The 15,642-nt window shown below is 72.0% G+C and carries 12 protein-coding genes; 6 read left to right on the forward strand and 6 right to left on the reverse strand.

Going from position 1 to position 15,642, the window contains the following annotated elements; translation table 11 throughout:
• Positions 1–90 precede the first annotated feature (90 nt).
• Positions 91–666, forward strand: a complete 576-nt coding sequence (locus tag ACFXKG_RS16035; protein ID WP_384838271.1) for a DoxX family membrane protein — start codon at positions 91–93, stop codon at positions 664–666.
• Positions 667–773: 107 nt separating this feature from the next.
• Here ACFXKG_RS16035 and aspS read toward each other — a convergent pair whose 3' ends face one another.
• A complete protein-coding gene (gene aspS / locus ACFXKG_RS16040) occupies positions 774–2,567 on the reverse strand; it encodes an aspartate--tRNA ligase (RefSeq protein WP_384838274.1) in 1,794 nt (597 codons plus the stop codon).
• A 245-nt stretch (positions 2,568–2,812) separates the two neighbouring features.
• Between aspS and ACFXKG_RS16045 the strand changes: the two genes are divergently transcribed.
• Entirely contained in the window at positions 2,813–5,191 is a 2,379-nt protein-coding gene (locus tag ACFXKG_RS16045; protein WP_384838277.1) for a SpoIIE family protein phosphatase, read from the forward strand.
• On the opposite strand, the gene ACFXKG_RS16050 is transcribed toward ACFXKG_RS16045, so the two are convergent.
• The 3 genes from ACFXKG_RS16050 to ACFXKG_RS16060 all read right to left on the reverse strand — a co-directional run bounded on the left by ACFXKG_RS16050 (position 5,122) and on the right by ACFXKG_RS16060 (position 8,007).
• Positions 5,122–6,225, reverse strand: coding sequence for an AI-2E family transporter (locus tag ACFXKG_RS16050; protein WP_384838280.1), 1,104 nt, complete (start codon positions 6,223–6,225; stop codon positions 5,122–5,124). The genes ACFXKG_RS16045 and ACFXKG_RS16050 overlap by 70 nt on opposite strands.
• A 128-nt stretch (positions 6,226–6,353) precedes the next feature.
• Positions 6,354–7,301, reverse strand: coding sequence for a pirin family protein (locus tag ACFXKG_RS16055; protein ID WP_384838283.1), 948 nt, complete (start codon positions 7,299–7,301; stop codon positions 6,354–6,356).
• 229 nt (positions 7,302–7,530) lie between these two features.
• The gene (locus ACFXKG_RS16060) at positions 7,531–8,007 is read right to left on the reverse strand and encodes an SseB family protein (protein ID WP_365807350.1); all 477 of its coding nucleotides are present in this window, start codon (positions 8,005–8,007) and stop codon (positions 7,531–7,533) included.
• Positions 8,008–8,195: 188 nt separating this feature from the next.
• Here ACFXKG_RS16060 and ACFXKG_RS16065 point away from each other — a divergent pair, with 188 nt between their 5' ends.
• From ACFXKG_RS16065 to ACFXKG_RS16075, 3 genes are all read left to right on the forward strand, one after another.
• Positions 8,196–10,022 (forward strand): acyl-CoA dehydrogenase, encoded by a 1,827-nt coding sequence (locus ACFXKG_RS16065; RefSeq protein WP_384838287.1) that lies wholly within the window; start codon positions 8,196–8,198, stop codon positions 10,020–10,022.
• 135 nt (positions 10,023–10,157) lie between these two features.
• Positions 10,158–11,486, forward strand: a complete 1,329-nt coding sequence (locus ACFXKG_RS16070) for a M18 family aminopeptidase (RefSeq protein ID WP_384838290.1) — start codon at positions 10,158–10,160, stop codon at positions 11,484–11,486.
• Positions 11,487–11,628: 142 nt separating this feature from the next.
• Positions 11,629–11,847, forward strand: a complete 219-nt coding sequence (locus ACFXKG_RS16075) for a DUF6458 family protein (RefSeq protein WP_382895351.1) — start codon at positions 11,629–11,631, stop codon at positions 11,845–11,847.
• 65 nt (positions 11,848–11,912) lie between these two features.
• Here ACFXKG_RS16075 and ACFXKG_RS16080 read toward each other — a convergent pair whose 3' ends face one another.
• Together ACFXKG_RS16080 and ACFXKG_RS16085 are read right to left on the reverse strand one after the other, a co-directional pair.
• Positions 11,913–13,757: an NHL domain-containing thioredoxin family protein gene (locus ACFXKG_RS16080; protein WP_384838294.1), complete on the reverse strand. Its 1,845-nt coding sequence runs from the start codon at positions 13,755–13,757 to the stop codon at positions 11,913–11,915.
• Positions 13,758–13,841: 84 nt separating this feature from the next.
• Positions 13,842–14,636: a carbon-nitrogen family hydrolase gene (locus tag ACFXKG_RS16085; protein WP_384838297.1), complete on the reverse strand. Its 795-nt coding sequence runs from the start codon at positions 14,634–14,636 to the stop codon at positions 13,842–13,844.
• Between the two features lie 177 nt (positions 14,637–14,813).
• Between ACFXKG_RS16085 and ACFXKG_RS16090 the strand changes: the two genes are divergently transcribed.
• On the forward strand, positions 14,814–15,638 hold the full coding sequence (locus ACFXKG_RS16090; RefSeq protein ID WP_384838300.1) for a maleylpyruvate isomerase family mycothiol-dependent enzyme: 825 nt from the start codon (positions 14,814–14,816) through the stop codon (positions 15,636–15,638).
• Positions 15,639–15,642: the final 4 nt, after the last annotated feature.

The following is a 15,642-nucleotide window of genomic DNA, read 5'->3' on the forward strand; positions in this document are numbered from 1 at the left end:
CCCGCAGAAGCGGCCTCACCGAAGCGGCCCCATCGAAGCGGCCCCGCAGAAGCGGCCCCCTCCCCCTTCACCCCAGGAGAGAACGCGCTCATGTCCTCCCCCACCTCCACCCGCACCCTCGCCCCGCTGTCCGGCGCCGGCGCCGGCGCCGCCCCCGGCGACCGGGTCCACGCCTCCACGCCCCACGCCTACGACGTCGGCCTGCTGCTGCTCCGCGTCGTCCTGGGCCTGACGATGGCCGCACACGGCAGCCAGAAGCTGTTCGGCTGGTTCGGCGGCGGCGGCCTGGACGGCACCGGCGCGTTCTTCACGATGAGCGGCTACCCGTCCGGCAAGGCGTTCGCCGTGGTCGCCGGGTTGACCGAGACCCTCGGCGGCCTCGGCCTGGCCGTCGGCCTGCTCACCCCGCTGATGGGCGCCGCCGTGGTCGGCACCATGGTCAACGCCATCGCAGTCAAGGGCACCGGCGCCTTCTTCGCCCCGGCCGGGATCGAGTACGAGCTCCTGCTCACCGCCGGCGCCGCCGCCCTGGCCCTCACCGGCCCCGGCCGACTCGCCGCCGACCGCTTCCTCCCCGTCCTCAAGGCACACCGCCTGGCCTACGGCGCGTCGGCGGTGCTCCTCGGCCTGGCGGTGGCGGGCCTGACCCTGCTGCTGCGCAAGTAACCGCCCGTACCCTCCCGGTCCCCCGCAACGGAAACGCCCGCATCCACCCCCGGAAACAGCAGGGGTGGATGCGGGCGCAACACCGAACGGCGCGGGCCCCGGGGCGGCTACTCCGCCCGCTTCTCGGACGTACCGCCCGACTTCGCCACCGGCTTGCGCAGCGCGATGTTCAGCTCGCGCAGCCGCGTCTCGTCCAGCTGCGTCGGCGCGCCCATCATCAGATCCTGCGCGTTGCCGTTGAGCGGGAAGGCGATCGTCTCGCGGATGTTCGGCTCGTCCGCCAGCAGCATGACGATCCGGTCCACGCCCGGGGCGATGCCGCCGTGCGGCGGGGCGCCGAGGCGGAATGCCTTGAGCATGCCCGCGAACTCGTGCTCCACCGTCTCCCGGTCGTAGCCCGCGATCTCGAACGCCTTGAGCATCAGCTCCGGTTCGTGGTTGCGAATCGCGCCGGACGACAGTTCGATGCCGTTGCAGACGATGTCGTACTGCCACGCCAGAATGTCCAGCGGGTCCTTCGACTCCAGGTCGTCCAGGCCGCCCTGGGGCATCGAGAACGGGTTGTGCGAGAAGTCGATCTTCCCGGTCTCCTCGTCCTTCTCGTACATCGGGAAGTCGACGATCCAGCAGAACCGGAAGACGCCCTCGTCGAAGTGGCCGGCGCGCTTCGCGGCCTCGACCCGTACCGCGCCCATGATCTTGGAGACCTCGTCGAAGGCGCCCGCGCCGAAGAAGACCGCGTGTCCCGGGACCAGCGACAGCCGCTCCGTGAGGACCTTGACGTCCGTCTCCGTCAGGAACTTGGCGATCGGGCCCGCCAGCGTCCCGTCCTCGCCGACCCGGACCCAGGCCAGGCCCTTCGCGCCGTGCTCGACCGCGTACGCACCGAGGCCGTCGAAGAACTTCCGCGACTGCCCGGCCGTGTCCGGCACCGGCAGGGCCCGTACGTGCTTGCCCGCGAACGCCTTGAACTCGGAGCCCTCGAAGACGTCCGAGATGTCGACCAGTTCGAGGTTGGCCCGCAGGTCGGGCTTGTCGTTGCCGTACTTCAGCATCGACTCGCGGAACGGGATGCGCGGGAACGGCGAGGTGACATGACGGCCGCCGCCGAACTCCTCGAACAGCTCCGTCATCAGCTTCTCGATCGGCCGGAAGACGTCCTCCTGCTCGACGAAGCTCATCTCGACGTCGAGCTGGTAGAACTCGCCCGGCGACCGGTCCGCGCGCGCGTCCTCGTCGCGGAAGCAGGGCGCGATCTGGAAGTAGCGGTCGAAGCCCGAGATCATCAGGAGCTGCTTGAACTGCTGCGGCGCCTGGGGCAGCGCGTAGAACTTGCCCGGGTTCAGCCGCGAGGGGACGACGAAGTCGCGGGCGCCCTCGGGGGACGTCGCGGTGAGGATCGGCGTCGCCATCTCGTTGAAGCCGAGGGCGGTCATCTTGTGCCGGATCGCGGAGACCACGGCCGTGCGCAGCAGGATGTTGCGGTGCATGCGCTCGCGGCGCAGGTCGAGGAAGCGGTACTCCAGGCGCCGCTCCTCGTTGACCCCGTCCTCCGCGTTGACCGTGAACGGCAGCGGCCCGGCCGCGCCGAGGATCTCGACCTCGGAGACCTCGATCTCGATCTCGCCGGTCGGCAGCTCCGGGTTCACGTTCTCGGCGCCGCGCGCGGAGACCCTGCCGTCGATACGGACGACGGTCTCCTTCGTGAGCTTCGACAGCTCGTCGTTGGCGGGCGTGCCCGGGCGGGCGACGAGCTGCACCAGACCGTAGTGGTCACGGAGATCGATGAAGAGGATGCCGCCCAGGTCTCGGCGATTGTGCAGCCAGCCGCTCAGCCGGACGTCGGCGCCGACGTCGGAGGCGCGGAGCTCGCCGCAGGTGTGGGACCTGTACCGGTGCATCGTCGTTTCATCCAGTCTTGGCAGTCGGAGTGGGCAGAGGCGGAGCGGGACCCCCGTGGCGTGCGCGACGCATGCGGGAGACATGCGCATGATGCGCCGGGCGCCACCGGTTGGCCAAACCGGTTTGGCCGAAACGGTTCGGGAAAACCGGTTCGGAAAAACCCGCTGGGCCATAACAGGCTACCGCCCGTGTCCGACACCGCCCTCAGTGGCGTTCGCTCCGCACATATTCATAAAGTGGGACAATGCGAACCGAGGATGTCCTGGCCGCGATCGGGACCGGCCTGTGGCGCTGGGACCTCGCGTCCGGGGCGGTCACCCTCGACGCCGAGGCCGCCCGGCTCTTCGGCTGGCCCGCGGAGCCCCTGAAGACCACGAGGGCCGCGGTCCGCGCCCGCCTCCACCCCGTCGACTGGAACGAGATCGAGGGCGTCGTACGCCTCGCCGTCGCCGAGTCCACCCCCGCCGAGGTCCGGCTGCGCGTCGTGGACGGCCGGAGCCGGGTGGTCCGTACGGTACGGAGCCGGGCCAAGCCCGTCGTCACCGGCCGCCCCGGCGGTGCCGAGGAACTCGAACTGTTGGGTACGGTCCAGGAGGTCACCGAGCCGCGCCCCGGCACCGCCGGCGGCAGCTCGATCACCGGCGACTGGCGCCGCTCCCGCGAGGCGTTCCTGCTGGACGCGGGGCGGGCGCTGGCCGAGGCGCGCTCCACCACCGAGGTCCTGCGGGTCGCCGCGTCCCTCTCCATGCCCGGTTTCTCGCCGGAGGGGCTCGCGGTCTTCGGCGTCTCCGGCAGCCCCTCCGGCGGTCCCTCGGGCCGGCGGCTGCGGATCATCGGGCACCACGGGCACGACGCCGCGGCCGTGGTCCCGTTCGAGGAGATGTCGCTCGACACCGACTATCCCGCCGCCGAGGTCATCAGGACCGGCCGCGCCATCTATCTGCCGACACCGGAGTCGTACGCGGACCGGTACCCCGCCACCTGGCAGTACGTGCGGCGCTTCGGCCGCCGCTCCTGGGCGTTCATCCCGCTGATCGTGGCGGGCCGCACCCTCGGCACGTGGATGGCGGCCTTCAAACACCCTGTCGTCTTCTCGCCGGACGAGCGCTCCGTACTGACGACGGTCGCGCGCATGCTGGCGCAGGCCCTGGCCCGCGCCGAGGCCACCGAGTCCGAGCGCGAGCTGTCGATCGGCCTCCAGCGCTCGATGATGCCGCGGCTGGGACCGGACATCCCGGGGATGACGATCACGGCGCGGTACGTGCCGACCGGCGGCGGCCTCCAGGTGGGCGGCGACTGGTACGACATGATCCCGCTGCCGGACGGACGGCGCGACAACCGGTCGGGCGGACGGTTCGCCCTGGTCATCGGGGATGTGCAGGGCCATGACGTGCATGCGGCCGGGCTGATGGGACAGCTCAGGATCGCGCTGCGGGCATACGCCGCGGAGGGGCACGGCCCCGACGCGGTGCTCTCCCGGGCCTCCCGCTTCCTGGCCGGGCTCCAGTACTACTCGGGGCCGGACGGCGGCGGCCCTCCGCACGGCACGGCCGGCGGACCGGGCGGACCGGGCGGACCGGCCGGGCTCTTCCCGGGGGACGCGGAATACGGCGGCGTCCCCGACGCCCTGGCCGGGCCGCGCTTCGCGACCTGCCTCTATCTGGAGGTCGACCCGGAGACGGGCACCCTCGACATCGCCCGCGCCGGCCACCCGGACCCGGTGATCCGCACGGCCGACGGCACCGCCGTCGTCCGACAGACCGCGGGCGGGCTGCCGCTCGGGATCGAGGCCGACTCCGACTATCCGACGACCCGGCTCCAGCTCGGCCCCGGGGAGCTGCTGATGCTCTGCACGGACGGGCTGATCGAGACGGGCGGGCACGACCTCGCGACGGGGTGGGCGCGGCTGCGCCCGGTCCTGGAGCAGCGGTCCGACAACCCCGACGCCACGGTGGCGGACGGCGCCACGGTGACCGACGGCGCCACGGTGGCCGACGGCGCCACGGTGGCCGACGGCGCCACGGAGCTGGAGCGGCTGGCCGACGCGCTGGTGCAGGCCGTGCACGGCCCGACCTCGCACCACACGACCGGGCCGCTCGCCGACCGCCGCGAGGACGACATCGCGCTCCTGCTGCTCGCCCGGGACCGGGCGGCGTCCTCCCGTACCGCCAGGACGCCCACCCGCAGGACCGCGCTGACCATCGCGCAGGCGGAACCGGAGCGGATCGCGGGCGCCCGGCGCCAGCTCCGTGACCTGCTGCACGACTGGGCGGACGCCGAGCAGGTCGACGCGGCGGAGCTGATGGTCTCCGAGATACTGACCAACGTGCTCGTCCACACGGACGGTGACGCGCTGCTGGTGACGGAGGCGCGGGGCGAGCGCGGAGCGCGCCGGCTGCGCGTCGAGGTCTCGGACACCAGCGACGACCCGCCGCACCGCAGACGCCCCGGCGAGCTGGCGTCCAGCGGGCGGGGGCTGGTGCTGATGGAGATCCTGGCGGACGCGTGGGGGGTCGACCCGCAGGGCGAGGGGAAGTGCATCTGGTTCGAGCTCTACGAAGACGGCGCGGACGGCGCGGACGGCCCGGTCGGCGGAGGCCGCGCGGAGGAGCCCGCGGCGTAACGTTCCCGCACCTCGGAGAGGACCCCGAACGCGGCGGCCGTCAACGGTACGGCGAGCAGCATGCCCAGAATCCCGGCGACGCTCGCGCCCGCCGTGATCGCCAGCATCACCACGGCGGGATGCATCTGCACCGTACGGCTCTGGATCATCGGCTGGAGCAGATGCCCCTCCAGCACCTGCACGGCGAGCACCACCCCGAGCGCCCACAGCCCGATCACCCACCCCCGGTCGACGACGGCGACCAGCACGGCGACGGCACCGGAGAGCGCGGCGCCGAGGTACGGGATGTACGCGCCGACGAAGACCAGCGCCCCCAGCCCGACCGCGCCGGGCACCCGCAGGATCAGCAGGCCGACGGTGATGCAGACCGCGTCGATGAGCGCGATCAGGGTCGTCCCGCGCATGAAGCCCTGGACGGCCCCGAAGGCGCGGCGCGCCATCGCCTCCAGGGCCCGCCCGCCCGTGCCCGGGGCGAACGCCCGCAGAGCGCGGGCGGCGCGGGACGCGTCCCGCAGGAAGAAGAAGACCAGCAGCAGCGCGAGGACCGCGGTGGCGATCAGCTCCCCGACGACGCTGATCCCGGTGAGGACACCGGAGGCCGCGGTGGCGCCGAACTTCCCGATGAGGTCCTTGGCGTTCTTCGCCAGATCCGCGAGCGAGGTCCCGGCGGCCCCGCCGAAGTGCCTGCTGATCTGCTCGCCGGCCTGGCGCAGCGAGGCGACGATCTGGTCCCCGGTGTCGACGAGCGCGCTGACGACGATGTACGCGGCGCCGCCGACCACGCCCACGATGGCGACGCAGGTCAGGCCGGCGGCGAGCGACGCGTTCAGCCGCATCGCGACGAGCCGGCGGTAGAGGGGGCCGAGCAGGGCGGTGCCGAGCAGGGCGAGCAGAACGGGGGTGACGGCCGTCTTGAAGGTGACGCACAGCCAGATCGCGACGGCCCCGACCCCCGAGACCAGCAGCGCCACCCCGCACCACGCGGCGAGGCGCCGGGCGCTCTCGGGGAGGAGGGGGTTCGGCGGCGTCGGCACCCACCCAGCCGACCACGGCCGCCCGGTCCTGTCCTGCGCTGCCCCGCCGCCCGGGTGACGCACCGTCATCCGGGCCGGCGGGGCACGGCGGGCCGGGGCCCTGCGGGCTTACGCCTACGGGCTCACGCCTACGAGGCGGGGACCACGCCCAGGCGGCCCGCCTGGAAGTCCTCGAAGGCCTGCTTCAGTTCGGCGTGACTGTTCATCACGAACGGCCCGTAGTGCGCCATCGGCTCCCGGATCGGCTGCCCGCCGAGGAGCACGACCTCCAGGTCCGGCGTGTGCGCGTCCTGCGTCGCGTCCGCCCGTACGGTGAGCGAGCCGCCCGCGCCGAAGACCGCCGTCTGGCCCGTACGGACCGGCCGCCGCTCGGTGCCGACCGCGCCGCGGCCGGCCAGGACGTACGCGAGGCCGTTGAAGTCCTCGCGCCACGGCAGCGTCACCTCGGCGCCGGGGCGCAGCGTGGCGTGGATCATCGTGATCGGGGTGTGGGTGATGCCGGGGCCCTCGTGTCCGTCGAGCGCGCCCGCGATCACGCGCAGGAGCGCGCCGCCGTCGGGGGACGTCAGCAGCTGGACCTGGCCGCCGCGGATGTCCTGGTAGCGCGGGTCCATCATCTTGTCGGACGCCGGGAGGTTCACCCAGAGCTGAAGGCCGTGGAAGAGCCCGCCGGAGGTGACGAGGGACTCCGGCGGCGCCTCGATGTGCAGCAGCCCGGAGCCCGCGGTCATCCACTGGGTGTCGCCGTTGCGGATGGTCCCGCCGCCGCCGTTGCTGTCCTGGTGGATGAACGTGCCGTCGATCAGGTACGTGACCGTCTCGAAGCCGCGGTGCGGGTGCCAGGGGGTCCCCTTCGGCTCCCCGGGCTGATACTCCACCTCGCCCATCTGGTCCATCATGATGAACGGGTCGAGGTGCTTGTAGTCGATCCCGGCGAACGCGCGGCGCACCGGGAAGCCCTCGCCCTCGAAGCCGCTGGGCGCGGTCGTGACGGCGAGCACGGGGCGGGCCACGGCGTCGGCCGGAGCCGCCACCCGGGGCAGGGTCAGCGGGTTTTCGACGGTCACTGCGGGCATGACGGCCTCCTCAGGCTCTCGCTCACAATTTAGTTGAACAGTGAACATCTGGCAAGGCGCGATCCATTCCCGCCCCCCCTTCCGGCCGCCTCGGGGCCGCCTCCGGGCCGCCTCCGGGCCGCCTCGGGGCCGCCTCCAGGGAGCACGCCGACGTCAGCACGAAGGGCCCGTACCGGTGCGGTACGGGCCCTGATCCAGCTTCGGGAAGCGGCACACGGCCGCGCGGCGCTCAGCCGTACATGCGGCGCATCGCGAAGTCCACCATCTGCTCGACCGCCTTCGCGTCGAACACCATCCGGTGCTCACCCTCCATGTCGAGCACGAAGCCGTACCCCGTGGGCAGCAGGTCGATCACCTCCGCGCCGGTGATCACGAAGTACTTCGACTCCTTGCCCGCGTACCGCCGCAGCTCCTTGAGCGTGCTGAACATGGGGATCACCGGCTGCTGTGTGTTGTGCAGCGCCAGGAACCCGGGGTTGTCGCCCCGCGGGCAGTAGACCTTCGACGTCGCGAAGATCTGCTGGAAGTCCTCGGCCTGGAGCGACCCCGTCGTGAACGCCCGCACGGCGTCACCGAGCGACGGAGGCGACGGTTCCGGATACAGCGGCTGCTCGCCGTACCCGCCCGCGCCCGCGCCGCCCATCGGCTGCTGCTGCGGGTGCGCGTACTGCTGCTGAGCGCCCATGTTCTGGTCGTAGCCGTACATGGACGCAAGAGTACTGAGGAATGGCGCCACCGGGGGCCCCGTCTACCGCGTCACATTGGTCCACCGGCCCCCGGTACGGGGTTGCATCTTATTACCGATGGGTAGCATCATCGATAGCTACCAACCGGTACTGGCACCCGCATGAGGGATCTGCCTTCTGCCTTCCCGATCCTTACGGAGTCGTCGCCATGGGGCACTACAAGTCGAATCTCCGCGACATCGAGTTCAACCTCTTCGAGGTCCTCGGGCGCGACAAGCTGTACGGGACCGGCCCGTTCGCCGAGATGGACGTCGAGACCGCCAAGAGCATCCTCGAAGAGGTCACCCGCCTCGCGGAGAACGACCTCGCGGAGTCGTTCGCCGAGGCCGACCGCACCCCGCCGGTGTTCGACCCGGAGACCAACACCGCGCCGGTCCCGGCCGCCTTCCGCAAGAGCTACCAGGCGTACATGGACTCCGAGTACTGGCGCCTCGGCCTCCCGGAGGAGATCGGCGGCACGACCTCCCCGCGCTCCCTGATCTGGGCCTACGCGGAGCTGCTGCTCGGCGCCAACCCGGCCGTCTGGATGTACTCCTCGGGCCCGGCCTTCGCCGGCATCCTCTTCGAGGAGGGCAACGAGGCGCAGAAGAAGGCCGCCGCGATCGCCGTCGAGCGCCGGTGGGGCTCCACGATGGTCCTCACCGAGCCGGACGCCGGCTCGGACGTCGGCGCGGGCCGCACGAAGGCCGTCGAGCAGGAGGACGGCAGCTGGCACATCGAGGGCGTGAAGCGCTTCATCACCTCCGGTGAGCACGACATGTCGGAGAACATCCTCCACTACGTCCTCGCCCGCCCCGAGGGAGCCGGACCGGGCACCAAGGGTCTGTCACTCTTCCTCGTACCGAAGTACGAGTTCGACGGGGAGACCGGCGAACTGGGCGAGCGCAACGGCGTCTACGCCACGAACGTCGAGCACAAGATGGGCCTCAAGGCGTCCAACACCTGCGAGCTGACCTTCGGCGACCGCCACCCCGCCAAGGGCTGGCTGATCGGCGACAAGCACGAGGGCATCCGCCAGATGTTCCGCATCATCGAGTTCGCGCGGATGATGGTCGGCACGAAGGCGATCGCCACCCTCTCCACCGGTTACCTGAACGCATTGGAGTACGCCAAGGAGCGCGTCCAGGGGCCCGACCTGGCGCAGTTCATGGACAAGGCCGCGCCCAAGGTCACCATCACGCACCACCCCGATGTGCGCCGCTCGCTGATGACGCAGAAGGCGTACGCGGAAGGCATGCGCGCCCTGGTCATGTACACCGCCTCGGTGCAGGACGAGATCGCGCTCAAGGAGGCCGAGGGCGAGCCCACCAAGGCGCTGCACGGCCTCAACGACCTGCTGCTGCCGATCGTGAAGGGGTACGGCTCCGAGCGGTCGTACGAGCAGCTCGCGCAGTCCCTCCAGATCTTCGGCGGCTCCGGATACCTCCAGGAGTACCCGGTCGAGCAGTACATCCGCGACGCCAAGATCGACACCCTCTACGAGGGAACGACGGCGATCCAGGGCCAGGACTACTTCTTCCGGAAGATCGTCCGCGACCAGGGCCAGGCGCTGAACACCCTCTCCGAGGAGATCAAGACGTTCCTCGCCGTCGGCACGGGCGGTACGGAGCTGGCCCCGGCCCGCGAGGCGCTCGCCAAGGCCGCCGGGGACCTGGAGGCGATCGTCGGCACGATGCTGACCGACCTCACGTCGACGGACGAGGACGTCAAGAACATCTACAAGGTGGGCCTCAACACCACGCGCCTGCTGATGGCTTCGGGCGACGTCGTCGTCGGCTACCTGCTGCTGCGCGGCGCCGCCGTGGCCGTGGAGAAGCTGGAGACGGCCTCCTCCAAGGACGTCGCGTTCTACCAGGGCAAGATCGCGGCGGCGAAGTTCTTCGCCGCGAACGTGCTGCCGGGCGTCGCGACCGAGCGGGCGCTCGCCGAGTCCGTGGACAACTCGCTGATGGAGCTGGACGAAGCGGCGTTCTGAGCGGCTCCGCCACCCGGCCCCGGCAGGGCACCTCGTCGCGCGCCGCGCGGGAGGTGCCCTGCCGCACTCCGTGCGGGCGCCGCCCCCGCGGCACTGGCAGGGCCGGTGTCGGACCCCGTCGTTAGGGTTGAGGGCATGAGCACTTCCTCCCGCTTCGACCGCGGCCACACCGACGACCTCATGTCCTACCTCGCGGCCAGCCCGTCGCCGTACCACGCGGTGGCGAACGCCGCGGCGCGCCTGGAGAAGGCGGGCTTCCGCCAGGTGCGGGAGACGGACGCCTGGGACGGCGCGAAGGGCGGCCGGTTCGTGGTGCGCGGCGGCGCGCTCATCGCCTGGTTCGTGCCGGAGGGCGCCGAGCCGCACACCCCGTTCCGGATCGTCGGCGCGCACACTGACTCGCCCAACCTGCGGGTGAAGCCCCTGCCGGACACCGGCTCGTACGGCTGGCGACAGATCGCGGTGGAGGTGTACGGCGGGACGCTGCTCAACACCTGGCTCGACCGCGATCTGGGGCTCGCGGGCCGGGTCACCCTGCGCGACGGTTCGCACCGGCTGGTCAATGTCGACCGCGCGCTGCTGCGCGTCCCGCAGCTCGCCGTCCACCTCGACCGCTCGGTCAACACGGACGGCCTGAAGCTGGACAGACAGCGGCACATGCAGCCGATCTGGGGCCTCGGGGAGGCCGAGGAAGGCGATCTGATCCGCTTCGTCGCGGGCGAAGTGGGCGTGGCGGCCGAGGAGATCACCGGCTGGGACCTGATGCCGCACGCCATCGAGGCGCCGTCGTACCTCGGCCGGGACCGCGAGCTGGTGGCCGGCCCCCGGATGGACAACCTGCTGTCGGTGCACGCCGGCACGGCGGCACTGGCCGCGGTCTCGGCGGAGGCCGGCGCCAACTCCGGCGCCAACTCCGGCTCCGGCAAGCCGCTGCCGTACATCCCGGTGCTCGCCGCCTTCGACCACGAGGAGAACGGCTCACAGTCGGACACCGGCGCCGAGGGCCCCCTGCTCGGCACGGTCATGGAGCGTTCGGTGCTCGCCCGCGGGGGGACGTACGAGGACCGCGCGCGGGCCTTCGCCGGCACGGTCTGCCTGTCGTCGGACACCGGCCACGCCGTCCACCCCAACTACGGCGAGCGCCACGACCCGACGCACCACCCGCGCGCCAACGGCGGCCCGATCCTCAAGGTCAACGTGAACATGCGGTACGCGACGGACGGCAGCGGCCGGGCCGTGTTCGCCACCGCGTGCGAGAAGGCGGGCGTGCCCTGGCAGTCGTTCGTCTCCAACAACGCCATGCCGTGCGGTACGACGATCGGCCCGATCACCGCCGCCCGCCACGGCATCCAGACCGTCGACATCGGTGTGGCCATCCTGTCGATGCACAGCGCGCGCGAGCTGTGCGGCGCGGACGACCCGTACCACCTGGCGAACGCGCTGGTGGCCTTCCTGGAGGGCTGAGCCCAGGGGCGCGATCCGGGGACGCGGTCCAGGGGCGCGAGCCGGGGACGTACGCGCCGCGGGAGTGGCCGTGCCGGTCAGGGGTACCCGAAGGGGCGACGGAAACCCGGCACGACACGACTCCTGTGAAGAGGCGGGCCCCATGGGCATAGGCGGATGCATCACACTCATCGCGGTCGGCGCGATCCTGACCTTCGCGACCGACTGGGAACTCGACAGCGTCAACCTGGACCTGGTCGGCGTGATCATGATGGTGGTCGGCATCATCGGCACCGCCGTCATGACCAGCATCGCCCGCCGCCGCAGGGCGGTCGTCACCCCGGTCGCCCCGACCGTCGTGGACCGGGACGACCACTTCTGACCGGCCCCGCCGCGTCGCGGGGGCCGGTGCGTCGCGGGACTGGCGCGTTGCGGGGGCCGACAGGCCTACGCGTCAAGTCCGGCGAGGACGAGCCCGAGCCGGTTCGTCCCCGTGTCGTCGACCACGACCGGCACACCCCAGTCCTGCTGGTGGACATGGCAGGCCGGGTACTCGTTCAGCGGGTCGTCGTCGCAGGAGGCCGCCATCGCGGAGACGTGCAGCACCCCCTCCGGGACGCCGTCGGCCAGCACCAGATCGCGGCTGAGGTCCGTACCGGCGCCGCCGCCCTCCAGCAGCAGTTCCGGCGGGGTCGCCGAGACCAGCAGCCGGGTGGACGGGCCGTAACGGGTGTCGAGCTTCTGCCCGTTCGGCGCCGTGAAGACCACGTCCAGCCGCAGCGCGCCCGGCGCGACCCCGGTCGCCGCCCGCTGCGTACGGTGCGCGACGGACTCCACGCGCACCGCCTCCTCGGGCAGCCGCAGCCGCGTCAGCCGGTGCCGCGCGGACTCGACCACCACGATGTCCTCGCCCACCAGGACGGCGTCGCTCGGCTCGCGCAGATCGGTGGCGAGCGTGGTCACCTCGCCGGTCACACGGTCGTAGCGGCGCAGCGCGTGGTTGTACGTGTCGCAGACCGCGACCGAGCCGTCGGGCAGGGCGGTGACCCCCAGCGGGTGCTGGAGCAGGGCCTGCGCGGCGGCGCCGTCGCGGTGCCCGAAGTCGAAGAGCCCGGTACCGACGGCCGTACGAACGACGAACCCGGCCCCGTCGCCGTCGCCGGACTCGTGCTGCTTCCGCTCCACCCACCGCAGCGCGCTGGTCTCGGAGTCCGCGATCCACAGCCGGTCCCCGGCCGCCGCGAGCCCGGACGGCTGCGCGAACCACGCCTCGGCGGCGTCCCCGTCCACCAGCCCCTCGTTGGTCGTGCCGGCCGCGACCTCGACGGTCCCGGTGGCCGGGTCGTAGGTCCAGAGCTGGTGGACCCCGGCCATCGCGATCCACACCCGGTCCGCCCACCAGGCGACGTCCCACGGCGAGGAGAGGGCCACCTCCAGGGCGGGACCCGAGGTCGGCGCCCCCTGCCACCACTGCCGGCCGGTTCCGGCGACGGTCTCGATCACGCCGCTGACCGGGTCGTACGTACGCAGCGCGTGGTTCACGGTGTCCGCGACGATCACCCGGCCGTCGGGCAGCAGCGCCAGCCCCTGCGGCTCGCTGAAGGCGTCCGGGCCGAAGCCGCGCTGCCCGCTCCCGATCCGCCGGACGACCGTCTCCGCGTCCGCGTCCAGCTCCACGAGCTGGTGCCGGGTCGAGTCCGAGACGAGCAGATGGCCGCCGGGCAGCTCCACCGCCTTGCCCGGGAAGCGCAGATCGCTCGCGACGGGCTCCGGCGGCACGTAGGGCCCGTCACCGCGCCGCAGCGTCCCCTTGGCGGCGTGCTCGGCCTCCAGCTCCGCCACCAGCTTCGCGAGGGCGTGCGCGTGCCCTTCCCCGGCGTGCTGGGCGACGACGTACCCCTCGGGGTCGATCACGACGAGCGTGGGCCAGGCCCGTACGGCGTACTGCTTCCAGGTCGCCAGCTCGGGATCGTCGAGCACCGGGTGGTGCACCTCGTACCGCTCGACGGCGTCGACCACGGCCTGGTGCTCGGCCTCGTGCACGAACTTCGGCGAGTGGACACCGATGATCACCACGGTGTCCCGGTGCTTCTCCTCCAGCTCCCGCAGCTCGTCGAGGACATGCAGACAGTTGATGCAGCAGAACGTCCAGAAGTCGAGGATGACGATGCGTCCGCGCAGGTCGGCGAGGGTGTAGGAGGTGTCGCCCGTATTGAGCCAGCCGCCCTTGCCGATCAGTTCGGGGGCGCGCACGCGGGCGCGACGGGAGGGGGCGGGGATCGCGTCGTTCATGGTTCAAGGGTGCCACTTCCCCAGGGGTCACCCACGCACCACCCGTACGGGGTCAGCCCACCCGTACGGGGTCAGCGGTACGGGTCAGCGGTGCGGCGGGGTCTCCAGCCCGAGGCGGCGGTCCTTGAGCGCCGGGAACTGCTCGCGCGTCCGGGCGACCTTCGCCGGGTCCACCTCCACGGTCAGCACCTCCTCCGCCGCGCCCGCCTCCGCGAGCACCTCGCCCCAGGGGTCCACGACGATGCTGTGCCCCGACTGCTCCACCCCGGCGTGCGTACCGGCGCTCGCGCAGGCCAGGACGTACGCCTGGTTCTCCACGGCGCGCGCCTGCGCGAGCAGCGTCCAGTGCGCACGCCGGCGCGCGGGCCAGCCGGCCGATACGACGAGCAGTTCGGCGCCCGCCCCGATCAGTCCGCGGAACAGTTCGGGGAAGCGGAGGTCGTAGCAGGTGGCGAGGCCGAGGGTGGTCTCCGGCAGCGGTACGGTGACGAGTTCGCCGCCCGCCTCCATCAGCACCGCCTCGCCCTGGTCGAAGCCGAACCGGTGGATCTTGCGGTACGTACGGACGAGTTCACCGGCGGGGGAGATGACGAGCGAGGTGTTGAAGAGCCCGCCGTCCGCCGCCTCCACCACCGAACCGGCGTGCAGCCAGACCCCCGCGTCACGCGCCGCGCCGGACATCGCCGCGAAGGTCGGCCCGTCCGCCGGCTCCGCCTCCGCCGCGAAGGACTCGTACGCGAACGCACCGACCGTCCAGAGCTCCGGGAGGACCACGAGATCGGCGCCACGCTGTTCCCGTACCAGCGCGGCGGCGCGCCGCCTGCGGGATTCGACCGATTCGTCCGGGTCTACTGCGATCTGGAGGAGCGAAGCGCGCACAGTACCACCGTCCTGGCATTCGAGCCGTCAACACGGGCCCTACGATCGTCACACGAAAGCACTGCCGGGGTGCCATCGGGCAGCGTAACTTAGCTGCCGAACCTCCCACGCAGCCCGCAGCCGCCGCCCGCCCGCCAGCAAGCCAGCCCGCGTACCGCAGAACCGCCGAGGGGTCCCGTGACCGTCCATCCCAGCCTTCAGACCTACGCCGATGCCTGGACCCACTCCATCGATGCCATAGCCGAGCTGGTGCAGCCGCTCGTCGAGGGTGAATGGAACCGGCGCACCCCGTGCCCCGGCTGGTCCGTGCGGGACATCGTCTCGCATGTCATCGGCCTGGACTGCGAGATGCTCGGGGACCCACGGCCGATCCACTCGCTGCCACGCGACCTCTACCACGTACGGGACGACCACACCCGCTACATGGAGATGCAGGTCGATGTACGGCGCCACCACACCGCGCCGGAGATGACCGCCGAGCTGGAGTACACGGTCATCCGCCGCAACCGGCAGCTGCGGAACGAGAACCGCGCGCCCGAGACCATGGTCCGCGCGCCGCTCGGCACCGAGCAGACCCTGGAGACCGCCATGCGGATGCGGGCGTTCGACATCTGGGTGCACGAGCAGGATCTGCGTTCCGCGCTCAACCGGCCCGGGAACCTGGACTCCCCCGGCGCCCTGGTCGCCCGCGACGTGCTGCTGTCCGCGCTGCCGAAGGTCGTCGCCAAGGACGCGGGCGCGCCGCCCCATTCGGCGGTCGTCATCGATGTGAGCGGCCCGGTGGAGTTCCTCCGTACGGTCCGGGTGAACGCGGAGGGCCGCGGCTCGATCGACGGTTCGCCCTCGCTCGGCCCGGTCGTCACGCTCGCGACGGACTGGGAGTCGTACTTCCGGCTGGCGTGCGGGCGGGTGCGGCCGGCGGCGGTCGAGGACCGGCTGAAGGTGGACGGCGATCAGGAGCTGGCGGAGGCGATCCTGCGCAACTTCGCCGTCACCCCCTGACGGC

Origin of the sequence: Streptomyces sp. NPDC059255 (assembly GCF_042752355.1) — a bacterium.
Taxonomy (GTDB): domain Bacteria; phylum Actinomycetota; class Actinomycetes; order Streptomycetales; family Streptomycetaceae; genus Streptomyces.

Coding starts and splice junctions, on each gene's coding strand:
- ACFXKG_RS16035 (WP_384838271.1), top strand. CDS start 91: ATGTCCTCCCCCACCTCCACCCGCACCCTCGCCCCGCTGTCCGGCGCC.
- aspS (WP_384838274.1), bottom strand. CDS start 2,567: ATGCACCGGTACAGGTCCCACACCTGCGGCGAGCTCCGCGCCTCCGAC.
- ACFXKG_RS16045 (WP_384838277.1), top strand. CDS start 2,813: ATGCGAACCGAGGATGTCCTGGCCGCGATCGGGACCGGCCTGTGGCGC.
- ACFXKG_RS16055 (WP_384838283.1), bottom strand. CDS start 7,301: ATGCCCGCAGTGACCGTCGAAAACCCGCTGACCCTGCCCCGGGTGGCG.
- ACFXKG_RS16060 (WP_365807350.1), bottom strand. CDS start 8,007: ATGTACGGCTACGACCAGAACATGGGCGCTCAGCAGCAGTACGCGCAC.
- ACFXKG_RS16065 (WP_384838287.1), top strand. CDS start 8,196: ATGGGGCACTACAAGTCGAATCTCCGCGACATCGAGTTCAACCTCTTC.
- ACFXKG_RS16070 (WP_384838290.1), top strand. CDS start 10,158: ATGAGCACTTCCTCCCGCTTCGACCGCGGCCACACCGACGACCTCATG.
- ACFXKG_RS16075 (WP_382895351.1), top strand. CDS start 11,629: ATGGGCATAGGCGGATGCATCACACTCATCGCGGTCGGCGCGATCCTG.
- ACFXKG_RS16080 (WP_384838294.1), bottom strand. CDS start 13,757: ATGAACGACGCGATCCCCGCCCCCTCCCGTCGCGCCCGCGTGCGCGCC.